Here is a 12,863-nt window from a genome sequence, read left to right on the forward strand (position 1 = left end):
CCCGTCGTCGCCTTGGTAGGCCATCACCCCACCAACAAGCTGATAGGCCGCGAGCCCATCCCTGACCGAAAAACTTTCCAACCACCCCCATGCGAGAGCGGCTCATATCCGGTATTAGCCCCGGTTTCCCGGAGTTATCCCGAAGTCAAGGGCAGGTTACTCACGTGTTACTCACCCGTTCGCCACTAATCCACCCAGCAAGCTGGGCATCATCGTTCGACTTGCATGTGTTAAGCACGCCGCCAGCGTTCGTCCTGAGCCAGGATCAAACTCTCCGTAAATGAACAACGCCCACCACCAAGCACAGCCCGGCAGTGAACAATCCATACGAAGCGAACCCCAACAGGGTTCACAAAAACTGGCATCAACACGAAAGATGACATCATCTTCCGAAATCAACCAAAGGAATCCCAGACACAACCAACCACCCCACCCGACGGGCAGAAACGATCAGCCATGCCACAGGGACAAAAAATTTGGCATTGACTAACAAGCACACTGTTGAGTTCTCAAACAACCGACACACACCAACTCAGCACCACCCGACCGGGCAGAACCTCGCTTGGGGCAACTTCTCTAACCTACCAGATCCTCCGCGTCCTCTCCAACTCGGTGATCCGAGCGGATGGAGCCGGGGAACCAGCAGCCCTGATCATGTCACGGCGCGCGAGGCTCCAAGTCATTCTCGAGGGGGGACCGCCCGGGGGACCAGCCACCGTCTCGTGCGATCGAGACTTGGTGTCCGTTCCTCCCTGCCGGGCGAACGTCGAGAACACTACACGCGCTCCGTCCGGGTGCCAAATCCGTGCGCCGCGCACCTCCGTCGCCCGCTCGGCGGCGCCGTCCGGTGCCCCGTGCGGGCGGGACGGGGCGGCCGCGAGGTCTGTGCGCAGCGACGAGACGCCGAAGGGGCCGGACCGCTCGACGCGGTCCGGCCCCTTCGTCCTCAGGGCGACGTGCTGCTCAGCCGGCGGCGCCGTCCGCGACCGCGACCCCGAGCGTCTTCTTCCCGCGGCGCAGGAGGGCGAACTGCCCGTGCAGCAGGTCGTCCGCCGCGAGGACGGCGTCCTCGCTCGTCACCTTGACGTTGTTGACGTACGCCCCGCCCTCGGCCACCGCACGACGTGCGGCCGCCTTGGAGGCGACGAGGCCCGACGCCGCGAACAGGTCGACGACCGCGTCGCCCACCTGCGCCGTCGTGCGCGGCAGCTCGGCGACCGCGGTCCCCAGGGTCCCCGCGTCCAGGCCGGCCAGCTCGCCCCGGCCGAAGAGCGCCTGGCTCGCGGCGATCACGGACGCCGTCGCCTCCGCCCCGTGCACGAGCGTCGTGACGTCCGAGGCGAGCGCACGCTGCGCCTCACGCGCCCCCGGCCGCTCGCGCACCGCGGCCTCGAGCTCGGCGATCTCCTCGCGCGTGCGGAACGTGAAGATCTTCAACCAGCCCACCACGTCCTCGTCCGCGGCGTTGAGCCAGTACTGGTAGAAGGCGTAGGGGCTCATCATGTCGGGCGCGAGCCAGACCGCACCGCCCTCCGTCTTGCCGAACTTGGTGCCGTCGGCCTTGGTGATGAGCGGCGTGGTGAGGACGTGCACGGCCGCACCCTCGGTCTTGCGGATGAGCTCGACGCCGGAGAGCAGGTTGCCCCACTGGTCGTTGCCTCCCGTCTGGAGGGACACGCCGTGCCGACGGTACAGCTCGAGGAAGTCGATCCCCTGGAGGATCTGGTAGCTGAACTCGGTGAAGCTGATGCCCTCCTCCGAGCGCAGACGGCGCGCGACGGTGTCCTTCGCGAGCATCGTGCCGAGGCGGTAGTGCTTGCCGACGTCCCGCAGGAAGTCGATCGCCGACAGCTCGGAGATCCAGTCGAGGTTGTTCACGAGCCGGGCGGGGTTGTCGCCCTCGAAGTCGAGGAACCGCGACACCTGCGACTTCAGCCGCTCGGTCCACTCCGCGACGGTCTCCTTGGTGTTGAGCACCCGCTCGCCCGACTGGCGCGGGTCACCGATCATGCCCGTCGCCCCACCCACGAGCGCCACGGCGCGGTGGCCCGCGAGCTGGAGGTGACGCAGCACGACGAGCTGCACGAGGTGGCCGTGGTGCAGGCTCGGCGCCGTCGGGTCGAAACCGCAGTAATACGTGATCGGGCCCTCGGCCAGCGCGGCGCGCAGCGCGGCCTCGTCGGTGGACTGCGCCACCAGGCCTCGCCATTGCAGCTCGTCGAGAACGTCGCTCACTTCTGCTCCTTCGTCGAGTGCCCTGTCCGGGCACGTGCTTCGCCGCCCGTGCGGGAGGCAGGTCCTAGTCTGCCGTGCCGCGCGGCCGCCGTCGGCCACCGCCCACGGGACGGCCGGCTCGTCAGGCGAGCCGCGACGCCGTCGTGGCCGCGCCCCGCGGCCAAGCGGCGCTCATCGCGCCCTGGCGCTCACGCGGCGGTAGGCCGAGACCGTCGGGTCCCCCGCGAGCCACGAGCGCCACGGGTACAGGTCTCCGTCTCCCCCGTCGCCGGAGACGCCGACGCGCGGGCCCGTGGCGATCGCCGGGCGCAACATCGTGGCGGGCCCACGGTGCAGCACGAGCTCGCCCTCGGGGTTCGTGAGCTCGGCGCCGTACTGGCGCAGGTCGAGGTCGAGCGCGACCGCGAGGCGCGCGGGGCCCCGCGCGATCTGGCGGTCGGAGTCGCACCGCCCGGCGGCGAGCCGGCGCGACCGCGCGAGGTCGACGCCGTCGGTCACCTCTCCCGCGCGCAGCAGGACAGCGGACGCGCGGCCGACCGGCCCGCAGACCACGTTGACGCAGTGGTGCAGGCCCAGGTGCCGGTACACGTACAGCCGGCCGGGCTCGCCGAACATCGCGCGGTTGCGCTCCGTGCGGCCGCGGAAGGCGTGAGAGCCCGGGTCGCGCTCGCCGTCGTACGCCTCGACCTCGGTGATCCGCAGGGTGACGTCGCCGTCGTCGCTGCGCCGGGTGAGGAACGACCCGAGCAGGTCGCGGGCGACCTCGTGGACGTCGCGGGCGAACCAGCCCCGGGCAGGGACGTCCCACGGTCCGACGGCGCGGGGCTCCCCGCCGCCCGTGGTCTGCGTCACGGCGTCCGTCGACATCGCACCACCTTCCGTCGTGGGCAATCTACGCCTCGCCGCCGTCACGCGAGCCGCGGCGCGACGGCGCCTCGCTCGCACGCACGACCTTCCCCCACCCGTCGAGCACGACGTCCGCGCGCTCGCGCGAGGCGTTGCGCGCGTAGTGCGCGCGCTCGTCGGCCATCCAGGCGAGCCAGTGCGCGCGCTGGTCCTCGCCGTCCCGGTCGAGCCCCCGGCGCAGCCGCACGTCGTCCGGGGCCTCGACCCACACGCGCAGGGCGGCGACGTCGTCCGCCTCCCGGCGACCCGCCCCGCAGCCCTCGACGACCAGGTAGGGCGCCGGGGCGACGTCGTGCCACTCGGCGAAGCGGTCCAGCACCCAGTCGAACCGGCGGTACCGCCCCGAGCGTCCCGCCGCGAGAGGGGCGAGGACCCATTCCGCGAGGCGGCCCCAGGCGGGTTCGAGCCCGCGCCAGCCCTCGTACAGGTCGTCCATGTGGAGCACCTGCGCGGGCAGCGCGTCGCCGAGCTGCGCCGCGAGCGTCGTCTTGCCCGAGCCCGCCGGTCCGTCGACCACCACGAGCCGCGTGCCCGACGGCGTCGCGCCGCCTCCCGCGGGCTCGTCGCCCGGGCGAGGCGACGGGCCGAGACGCGGGACGGCGTCGCGGACGCGCCGCACGAGGTCGGCGAGGACGTCCTGCTCGACGCTCACGCGCGCACCCCCGGCGCGGGCACCGTCGGCACGGGGGTCGTCAGCCCTGCGCCCAGAAGCGGTACTCGGCCGAACGCTCCTTCGCCGTCTCGAGCTGCTCGGCGACGCGTACGGGCGCGGTCCCCCCGACGGCGTCGCGCGACGCGAGCGAGCCCTCGACGCTCAGCACGTCGCGCACGCCCGGGGTGAGGTGCTCGGAGATGCCCGCGAGGTCGTCGTCGGAGAGGTCCCACAGCTCGATGCCGCGCTCCTCGCACACGCGCACGCACGCGCCGGCGACCTCGTGCGCGACGCGGAACGGCACGCCCTGGCGCACGAGCCACTCGGCGACGTCGGTCGCGAGCGAGAAGCCCTGCGGGGCGAGCGACGCCATGCGCTCGGTGTCGAACTCGAGCGTCGCGACCATGCCGGAGAACGCGGGCAGGAGCACCTCGAGCGTGTCGACCTGGTCGAACACCGGCTCCTTGTCCTCCTGGAGGTCGCGGTTGTAAGCGAGCGGCAGGCCCTTGAGCGTCGCGAGCAGTCCCGACAGGTCGCCGATGAGGCGGCCCGCCTTGCCGCGCGCGAGCTCGGCGACGTCGGGGTTCTTCTTCTGCGGCATGATGCTCGACCCCGTGGAGTAGGAGTCGTGCAGGCGCACGAAGCCGAACTCCTTGGTCGCCCAGAGGATGACCTCCTCCGCGAGCCGCGAGAGGTCGACCCCGAGCATCGCGGCGACGAACGCGAACTCCGCGACGACGTCGCGCGACGCGGTGCCGTCGATCGAGTTCTCGACCGGGCCGTCGAAGCCGAGCTCGGCGGCGACGGCCGCCGGGTCCAGACCGAGCGAGGAGCCCGCGAGCGCACCCGACCCGTACGGCGAGCGCGCGGCGCGCACGTCCCAGTCGATGAACCGGTCGATGTCGCGCAGCAGCGGCCACGCGTGGGCGAGCAGGTGGTGCGCGAGCAGGACGGGCTGCGCGTGCTGGAGGTGCGTGCGCCCGGGCATCGCGGCGCCGGGGTGGGCGGCGGCCTGCTCGATCAGCGCGTCGACGACGTCGAGCACCAGGCCCGCGATGGTGCGCGCCTCGTCGCGCAGGTACATGCGCGTGAGCGTCGCGATCTGGTCGTTGCGCGAGCGTCCCGCGCGCAGCTTGCCGCCGAGCTCGGGGCCGGCCCGCTCGATGAGGCCGCGCTCGAGCGCGGTGTGCACGTCCTCGTCGTCGTCGGCCGCGACGAACGCGCCGGACGCGACGTCCTCGCGCAGGCGCTCGAGCGCCGCGAGCATGCCGTCGAGCTCGTCGTCGTCGAGCAGGCCCGCGGCGTGCAGGACCTTGGCGTGGGCCTTCGAGCCCGCGACGTCCTGGCCCGCGAGGCGCCAGTCGAAGTGCGTCGACTTGCTCAGCGCGGCGAGCGCGTCGGCGGGACCGCCGGCGAAGCGGCCGCCCCACAGGCTCACGCGCCCTCCCCCGTCGTTGGCCCCCGCTGCCGCCGCGCCGTCCTCGACGGACGTGGTGGTCTCCGGTCCCTGCTGGTCGTACGTGCTCACAGTGCTCCTGCCCCGAGGTCCACACCGTTGCCGAACTTCTCGTCGCGCGCGGCGGCGAGCTTCGCGGTGAGACCGTAGATCTCGATGAATCCCTTGGCCTGCGACTGGTCGAACGAGTCGCCCTCGTCGTACGTCGCGAGGTTGAAGTCGTACAGGCTCGCCTCCGAGCGTCGGCCCGTGACGGTCGCGCGACCGCCGTGCAGCACGAGGCGCACGTCGCCGGAGACGTACCGCTGCGTGTCGTCGATGAACACGTCGAGCGAGCGCTTGAGCGGGCTGAACCACATGCCGTCGTAGACGAGCTCGGTCCAGCGCTGCTCCACGCCGCGCTTGAAGCGGGCCTGCTCGCGCTCCAGGGTGACGTTCTCGAGCTCCTGGTGCGCGGCGATGAGCGCGATCGCGCCCGGCGCCTCGTAGACCTCGCGGGACTTGATGCCGACGAGGCGGTCCTCGACGATGTCGATGCGCCCGACGCCCTGCGCGCCCGCGCGGCGGTTCATCTCCTGGATCGCCTGCAGCGGCGTCACCGCGACGCCGTCGAGCGCGACCGGGACGCCCTGCTCGAACGTGACGACGACCTCGTCCGCGACGGGCGGGAACGTCGGGTCGTCGGTGTAGTTGTAGACGTCCTTGGTCGGGGCGTTCCAGATGTCCTCGAGGAAGCCGGTCTCGACGGCACGGCCCCACACGTTCTGGTCGATCGAGAACGGGTTGTGCTTGGTCGTCGCGATGGGCAGGGAGTGCTTCTCCGCGTACTCGATGGCCTTCTCGCGCGTCAGCGCGAGGTCGCGCACGGGGGCGATCGTCTTCAGCTCGGGCGCGAGCGACGTCGTCGCGACCTCGAAGCGGACCTGGTCGTTGCCCTTGCCCGTGCAGCCGTGCGCGACGGTCGTCGCGCCGAACTGGCGCGCCGCGCGCACGAGGTGCTTGACGATGACCGGACGCGAGATCGCCGAGACGAGCGGGTAGCGGTCGAGGTAGAGGCCGTTCGCGCGCAGCGCGGGCATGCAGTACTCGGCGGCGAACTCGTCGCGCGCGTCCGTGACGTACGCCTCCACGGCGCCGCAGTCCAGGGCGCGCTGCCGGATGACCTCGAGGTCCTCCCCGCCCTGGCCGACGTCGACCGCGACGGCGACGACCTCGGCGCCCGTGGCCTCGGCGATCCAGCCGATGGCCACCGACGTGTCCAGGCCGCCCGAGTAGGCGAGCACGACGCGTTCAGTCATGACGGTCTCTTTCTGTGACGTGCGGGTGGGGTCCGTGGTCCAGTCTCGCAGGGCGGTCCGCCGCGCGAGGCGTGGTCCGACGGCGGTCAGTCCGGCGTGCCGGGGACGGGCCCGCCGTGGGGCCCGGACAGCTCGAGGAAGCGTCGCGCGAGGTCCGCGCCGCCGTCGGGCTCGCGCGCGATGACGAGGATCGTGTCGTCGCCCGCGATGCAGCCGAGCACGTGCGGCAGCACGGAGTGGTCGATCGCCGACGCGAGGTAGTTCGCCGCGCCGGGCGGCGTGCGCAGCACGACGAGGTTCGCGGACGCCTCGGCGGACACGAGCATCTCCGAGCACAGGCGCGCGAGCCGCGCCGCGAGGTACTCGGGCGACTCCGCCGTCTGGACGCTGCGGTCCCCGCCCTCCCCCGGCACGGCGTAGACGAGCGCGCCCGACGCGCCGCGCACCTTCTCGGCGCGCAGCTCGATGAGGTCGCGCGACAGCGTCGCCTGCGTCACCGACAGCCCCTCGCGCTCGAGCTCGCGCGCGAGCTCGGCCTGCGAGTGGATCTCGGTGCGGCGCACGATCTCGGCGATGCGCGCGTGGCGCGCCGTCTTGGTCGTCGCCGTGCGGGCCTCGGTCACGACCGCTCCAGGAGGAACGTGAGCAGCGCCTTCTGCGCGTGCAGGCGGTTCTCGGCCTCGTCCCACACGGCCGAGCGCGGGCCGTCGATCACCTCGGCGGTGATCTCCTTGCCGCGGTAGGCCGGCAGGCAGTGCAGCACGATCGCGTCGTCCTTCGCGTGCGCGAGGAGGTCGTCGTTCACCTGGTACGGCACGAACGGGAGCGCGCGCTGCTCGGCCTCGGCCTCGTCCCCCATCGACACCCACGTGTCGGTCGCGACGACGTCGGCGCCCGCGACCGCCTCGACCGGGTCGGACGTGACGAGCACGGAGCCGCCGGTCTCGGCGGCGATCCGCTCGGCGTCGGCCACGAAGACGGGGTGCGGCGGGTAGCCGTCCGGCGTCCCGACCCGCACGTGCAGGCCGGCGGTCGCGCCGCCGAGCAGGTAGGAGTGCGCCATGTTGTTCGCGCCGTCGCCGACGTACGCGAGCGTCTGGCCCGCGAGCGCCCCCGTCCCGCCGCGGAGCTGGGCGATCGTGAGGAGGTCCGCGAGGATCTGGCACGGATGGAAGTCGTCGGTCAGGGCGTTGACGACCGGCACGCGGCTGATCGCCGCCATCTCCTCGAGACGGTCCTGGCCGAACGTGCGCCACACGATCGCCGACGCCTGCCGGTCGAGCACGCGCGTGACGTCCGCGACGGACTCGCGGACGCCGACCTGCGCGAGCCGGCCGTCCACGACGACCGGGAAGCCCCCGAGCTCGGCGATGCCCGTCGCGAACGAGAGCTGCGTGCGCAGCGTCGGCTTGTCGAACAGCACGGCCACGCCCTGTGGGCCGGCGAGCGGCTGGCGGAACGTGCGGTCGTCACGGAACGCGAGGCCGATCTCGAGGACCTGGCGCTGCTCGGCGGGCGTGAGGTCGTCGTCGCGCAGGAAGTGCCGGGGGGCCATCAGGAGCTCCTCGTCGTGGGGTCGGTCGTGGGTGCGGGGTCCGGGGTGTCGGCCGCCGCGGCGGCGGGGTCCTCCGGGACGGCGACGGTCGCGAAGAACGCGACGACGTCGCGCGCCTGGTCGGGCGTGAGGATCAGGGGCGGCGCGAGGCGGATCGCGTCGGGCGCGACGGCGTTCACGACGAACCCGGCGTCGAGCGCCCTGCGTGCGACGTCGGCCGCGACGGGCCGGGTGAGCTGCACGGCGAGCAGGAGCCCGCGTCCGCGCACCCCGGCGACGAGCGGGTTGCCCGCCGCGGAGATCCCGTCGCGCAGGAGCGCCCCGACGGTCCGCACGTTCTCGAGGAGCCCGTCGCGCTCGATCACCCCGAGCGTCGCGAGCGCCGCCGCGGCCGCCACCGGGTTGCCGCCGAACGTCGTCCCGTGCTGGCCGCGGCCGAGCAGCGTCGCCGCGCGCTCGCCGTACGCGACCACCGCGCCGACGGGGAACCCGCCGCCGAGGCCCTTGGCGAGCGTGACGACGTCGGGCACGACGCCGCCCCCCACCGCCGGCTGCTGGTACGCGAACCACGAGCCGGTCCGCCCGACGCCGGTCTGCACCTCGTCGAGGACGAGCAGCGCGCCGTGGCGTGCGGTGAGCTCGCGCGCGGCGACGAGGTAGCCCGGCGAGAGCGAGCGCACGCCCGCCTCGCCCTGCACGGGCTCGACCACGAGCGCGGCGACCTCGCCGCGGGCCGCCACCGCCGCGGGCGAGAAGGCCTCCTCGAGCGCGGCGACGTCGTCGAACGCGACGAACTCGACGCCGCCCGGGAGCGGCTCGAACGGCTCGCGGTACGCGGCCTTCGACGTCATCGCGAGCGCGCCCATGGTCCGGCCGTGGAAGCCGCCCTGGAGCGCGAGGACCCGCGTGCGACCCGTCCGGCGCGTCATCTTGAACGCCGCCTCGTTCGCCTCCGTGCCCGAGTTCGTGAAGAACACGCGCGACCCCTCGGGGGCCTCCGCGAGCGCGAGCAGGCGCTCGGCGAGCGCGATCTGCGTCGGGGTGCCGAAGAAGTTCGAGACGTGCCCGAGCGTGCCGAGCTGGGCCGAGACAGCGGCCGTGAGCGTCGGGTGGGCGTGGCCGAGCGCGTTGACCGCGATGCCTGCGAGCAGGTCGAGGTACCGCTTGCCGTCGGCGTCCCACACGTACGCGCCCTCGCCCCGCACCAGGACGCGCTGCGGCGGGCCGAACGTGTCCATGACGGCGTGCGCGTAGCGGTCGGTCCACTGCGCGACGGAGCCGTCGGCCGGGGCCGTCACGTCGGTCGTCGGTGCGGGCGCGGGCGCGCCCTGCTGGTGGTCGAGCGCGTTCACGCGGCCCCTCCGGCGGTCGTGGTGAGCGCGGGCGCCGGCGCGCCCGCGGCGTCGGGGACGACCATCGTCCCGTTGCCCTGGGTGGTGAAGACCTCGAGCAGCGTCGAGTGCGGCACGCGGCCGTCGATGACCGTAGCCGCGGGGACCCCGCCCTCGACGGCGCGCAGGCACGCCTCCATCTTGGGGACCATGCCCGCCGAGAGCGACGGCAGGAGCGCCGCGAGCTCGGAGCGCGAGATCTGCGCGACGAGCGAGCCCCGGTCCGGCCACGACGTGTACAAGCCCTCGACGTCGGTCAGCACGACGAGCTTCTTCGCGCCGAGCGCGACCGCGAGCGCCGCGGCGGCGGTGTCGGCGTTGACGTTGAGCACCTGGGTCGGGTCCTCGAGGTCGGGCGCGATCGTCGAGACGACGGGGATGCGGCCGGCGTCGAGCAGGTCCTGGACCGCGGACGGGTGCACCTCGACGACGTCACCGACGAGACCGACGTCGACCGGCTCGCCGTCCACGGTCGCGTGCCGGCGCTGGGCCTGGAGCAGGCCGCCGTCCTCGCCCGAGAGCCCGACGGCGTACGGGCCGTGCGCGTTGATGAGGCCGACGAGCTCGCGCGAGACCTGGCCCGTGAGGACCATGCGCACGACGTCCATCGCCTCGGGCGTCGTGACGCGCAGCCCTCCGCGGAACTCGGACTCGATGCCGAGCCGGTCGAGCATCGCGGAGATCTGCGGGCCGCCGCCGTGCACGACGACGGGGCGCAGCCCGACGCGGCGCAGGAACACCATGTCCTCGGCGAACGCGGCCTTGAGCGTGTCGTCGACCATGGCGTTGCCGCCGTACTTGACGACGACGAGCGCGCCGGCGAACTCCTCCAGCCACGGCAGGGCCTCGACGAGCACCTCGGCCTTCTGCTCGGGGCGCAGGTCGGTGCGCGTGTCGAACGCGGCGTCGTCCGGGTGGGGCGTCGGGGTCGTGGGTTCGCTCATGAGGAGTACGCGCTGTTCTCGTGGACGTAGTCGTGCGTGAGGTCGTTGGTCCAGACCGTCGCGCTCGCGGAGCCCGCGTGCAGGTCGATCTCGACACGGACCTCCCGCTCGGCCGCGAGGTCGACGAGCTCGCGCGGCTCGCCCACTCCCCCGGCCCGGCACACCTGGACGTCGTTCACCGTCACGTCGAGCAGGAGCGCGTCGAACGGCGCGACCTCCTCGGGGACCGTCCCCACGGCCGACACGATGCGCCCCCAGTTCGGGTCGTTGCCGAAGATCGCGGCCTTGAACAGGTTGGAGCGGGTCACCGCGCGCGCGACGGCGACCGCGGCGTCCTCGCTCGACGCGTTGACCACGGTGACGGCGACGTCGTGGCTCGCGCCCTCGGCGTCGGCGACGAGCTGGCGCGTGAGCGACGCGCTGGCCTCGGTCACGGCGTCCGTGAGCTCGTCGAGCGTCACCTCGACCCCGGACGCGCCCGAGGCGAGCAGGATCACGGTGTCGTTCGTCGACATGCAGCCGTCGGAGTCGACGCGGTCGAACGTCGTGCGGGTCGCGGCGCGCAGCGCGGCGTCGGCCGTCGCGGCGTCGACGACGGCGTCCGTCGTGAGCACGCAGAGCATCGTCGCGAGACCCGGGGCGAGCATGCCCGCACCCTTGGCCATCCCGCCCACGGACCACGTCGCGGCACCGTCCGTCGCGGTCGCGTCCGTGACCTCGCGGACCACCGAGACCGTCTTCGGCACCGTGTCCGTCGTCATGATCGCGAGCGCGGCGTCACCGCCGCCGTCGACAGCGGCGACCGGGTCCGCGAGCGCCGCCGCGGCGGCGTCCACGCCCGCGAGGAGCGTGTCCATGGGCAGGCGCACGCCGATGAGGCCCGTCGAGCACACGAGGACGTCGCCCGCCGACGTCGCGAGCACGTCGGCGACGTGCTCTGCCGTGCGGTGCGTGTCGGCGAAGCCCTCCGGCCCGGTGCACGCGTTCGCCCCGCCCGAGTTGAGCACGACCGCCGTCGCGCGCCCGTCGCTCACGGCCTGGCGCGTCCACGCGACCGGCGCGGCGAACACGCGGTTCGTCGTGAGCACGGCCGCCGCGACGTCGAGCGGCCCGTCGTTGACCACGAGCGCGACGTCCTGCGCGCCCGTGGACTTGAGCCCGGCGGCGACGCCGGCGGCCCGGAAGCCCTGCGGGGTGGTGACGGTCACGGGGCGACCCCTTCGGTCGTGAGGCCCGCCGTCTGCGGCAGGCCGAGCGCGATGTTCATGGACTGCACCGCGGCGCCCGCGGTGCCCTTGACGAGGTTGTCGATCGCCGTCACCGCGACGACGCGGCCCGCCGCGTGGTCGACCGCGACCTGGACGAGCGCCGTGTTGGCGCCGAGCGTCATCGCCGTCGTCGGCCACTGCCCCACGGGCAGTACGCGGACGAACGGCTCGCCGACGTACGCGTCCTCCCAGGCCCGGCGGACGCGAGCGTCGAGCGCGGCGGGGTCGAGGCGTGCGGCGTCGTCGGACAGGCGCGCCGTCACCGTGGCGAGGATTCCGCGCGACATCGGGACCAGGGTGGGCGTGAACGAGATGCTCACGGCCGGGGCACCCGCGGCCCGCAGGTTCTGCGCGATCTCCGGGATGTGCCGGTGCGACCCGCCGACGGCGTACGGCTGCGCCGACCCGAGCGCCTCGGACGCGAGCAGGTGCGGCTTGAGCGACTTGCCCGCGCCCGAGTACCCGTTGGCGAGCACCGCCACGAGGTCGCGGCCCTCGACGAGGCCCGCCGCGACGCCCGGCTGGATGCCCAGCGTGACCGCCGTGACGTTGCAGCCCGGCACCGCGATGCGGCGCACACCGGCGAGCCGCTCGCGCTGCTTGGTCTCGCTCGCGGCCGCACCCGGCTCGTGCGTGAGCAGGAGCTCCGGCAGCCCGTACGGCCACGTGCCCGCGTGCTCCGACCCGTAGAAAGCGGTCCAGTCCGGCGCGGACTCCAGCCGGTGGTCCGCGCCCAGGTCCAGGACGAGCACGTCGCCCGGGAGCTGCGCCGCGATCTCTCCCGACGCGCCGTGCGGCAGCGCGAGGACGACGACGTCGTGCCCCACGAGGTGCTCGACGCTCGTCGGCAGCAGCACGCGGTCGGCGAGGGATCGCAGGTGCGGCTGGTGCTCACCGAGGAGCGTCCCCGCGTTGCTGTGCGCCGTCACGGCGCCGATCTCCACCTCGGGGTGCCCGGCGAGCAGGCGGAGCGTCTCCCCGCCCGCGTACCCGGACGCACCCGCGACCGCGACTCTGATCGTCATATGCATCACTATACATACTTATGCAACGTACGGCCGGAGGTCCTGCCCCACGGTACGCGGGGTCGGGTCCGCGGTGGGGTCGGACCGTGTGCTCGGACTGGCGCACCGTCACCTCGGTCTTCCGGGTGGGGGT

Annotated in this window: 11 protein-coding genes and 1 rRNA gene; all 12 read right to left on the reverse strand. The window is 73.3% G+C overall.

The genetic code is table 11. The features are described 5' to 3' along the window. A 16S ribosomal RNA gene (locus tag ACFWH7_RS14485) occupies positions 1-281 on the reverse strand; the annotation flags it as partial. Positions 282-963: 682 nt separating this feature from the next. Then, positions 964-2,235, reverse strand: coding sequence for a tyrosine--tRNA ligase (tyrS, locus tag ACFWH7_RS14490; RefSeq protein ID WP_378217208.1), 1,272 nt, complete (start codon positions 2,233-2,235; stop codon positions 964-966). A 171-nt stretch (positions 2,236-2,406) separates the two neighbouring features. After that, complete coding sequence (locus ACFWH7_RS14495; protein ID WP_378217209.1) at positions 2,407-3,102, reverse strand: DNA-3-methyladenine glycosylase; 696 nt, start codon at positions 3,100-3,102, stop codon at positions 2,407-2,409. Between the two features lie 25 nt (positions 3,103-3,127). Further along, the gene (locus ACFWH7_RS14500) at positions 3,128-3,793 is read right to left on the reverse strand and encodes a uridine kinase family protein (protein WP_378217210.1); all 666 of its coding nucleotides are present in this window, start codon (positions 3,791-3,793) and stop codon (positions 3,128-3,130) included. Between the two features lie 40 nt (positions 3,794-3,833). Continuing rightward, positions 3,834-5,231 carry an argininosuccinate lyase gene (gene argH / locus ACFWH7_RS14505; protein ID WP_378217230.1) on the reverse strand — a complete coding sequence of 466 codons (1,398 nt, stop codon included), beginning with the start codon at positions 5,229-5,231 and terminating at the stop codon, positions 3,834-3,836. A gap of 86 nt (positions 5,232-5,317) precedes the next feature. After that, positions 5,318-6,547 (reverse strand): argininosuccinate synthase, encoded by a 1,230-nt coding sequence (locus ACFWH7_RS14510; protein WP_378217211.1) that lies wholly within the window; start codon positions 6,545-6,547, stop codon positions 5,318-5,320. Between the two features lie 86 nt (positions 6,548-6,633). After that, positions 6,634-7,170 carry an arginine repressor gene (locus tag ACFWH7_RS14515; protein WP_378217212.1) on the reverse strand — a complete coding sequence of 179 codons (537 nt, stop codon included), beginning with the start codon at positions 7,168-7,170 and terminating at the stop codon, positions 6,634-6,636. Beyond that, on the reverse strand, positions 7,167-8,102 hold the full coding sequence (gene argF / locus ACFWH7_RS14520; protein ID WP_053371675.1) for an ornithine carbamoyltransferase: 936 nt from the start codon (positions 8,100-8,102) through the stop codon (positions 7,167-7,169). Before argF ends, ACFWH7_RS14515 begins: the two co-directional genes overlap by 4 nt. Then, complete coding sequence (locus tag ACFWH7_RS14525; RefSeq protein ID WP_378217231.1) at positions 8,102-9,340, reverse strand: acetylornithine transaminase; 1,239 nt, start codon at positions 9,338-9,340, stop codon at positions 8,102-8,104. Before ACFWH7_RS14525 ends, argF begins: the two co-directional genes overlap by 1 nt. Positions 9,341-9,450: 110 nt before the next feature. Then, entirely contained in the window at positions 9,451-10,437 is a 987-nt protein-coding gene (gene argB, locus ACFWH7_RS14530; RefSeq protein WP_378217213.1) for an acetylglutamate kinase, read from the reverse strand. After that, entirely contained in the window at positions 10,434-11,645 is a 1,212-nt protein-coding gene (argJ, locus tag ACFWH7_RS14535; RefSeq protein WP_378217214.1) for a bifunctional glutamate N-acetyltransferase/amino-acid acetyltransferase ArgJ, read from the reverse strand. Before argJ ends, argB begins: the two co-directional genes overlap by 4 nt. Beyond that, on the reverse strand, positions 11,642-12,736 hold the full coding sequence (gene argC, locus ACFWH7_RS14540) for an N-acetyl-gamma-glutamyl-phosphate reductase (protein WP_378217215.1): 1,095 nt from the start codon (positions 12,734-12,736) through the stop codon (positions 11,642-11,644). The genes argJ and argC overlap by 4 nt, the downstream gene beginning before the upstream one ends. Positions 12,737-12,863: the final 127 nt, after the last annotated feature.

The sequence above is a fragment of the Cellulosimicrobium cellulans genome, from assembly GCF_042723955.1.
In the GTDB taxonomy this organism is placed as follows: Bacteria; Actinomycetota; Actinomycetes; order Actinomycetales; family Cellulomonadaceae; genus Cellulosimicrobium; species Cellulosimicrobium cellulans_H.

Coding starts and splice junctions, on each gene's coding strand:
- ACFWH7_RS14495 (WP_378217209.1), bottom strand. CDS start 3,102: ATGTCGACGGACGCCGTGACGCAGACCACGGGCGGCGGGGAGCCCCGC.
- ACFWH7_RS14510 (WP_378217211.1), bottom strand. CDS start 6,547: ATGACTGAACGCGTCGTGCTCGCCTACTCGGGCGGCCTGGACACGTCG.
- argF (WP_053371675.1), bottom strand. CDS start 8,102: ATGGCCCCCCGGCACTTCCTGCGCGACGACGACCTCACGCCCGCCGAG.
- ACFWH7_RS14525 (WP_378217231.1), bottom strand. CDS start 9,340: ATGGACACGTTCGGCCCGCCGCAGCGCGTCCTGGTGCGGGGCGAGGGC.
- argB (WP_378217213.1), bottom strand. CDS start 10,437: ATGAGCGAACCCACGACCCCGACGCCCCACCCGGACGACGCCGCGTTC.
- argC (WP_378217215.1), bottom strand. CDS start 12,736: ATGCATATGACGATCAGAGTCGCGGTCGCGGGTGCGTCCGGGTACGCG.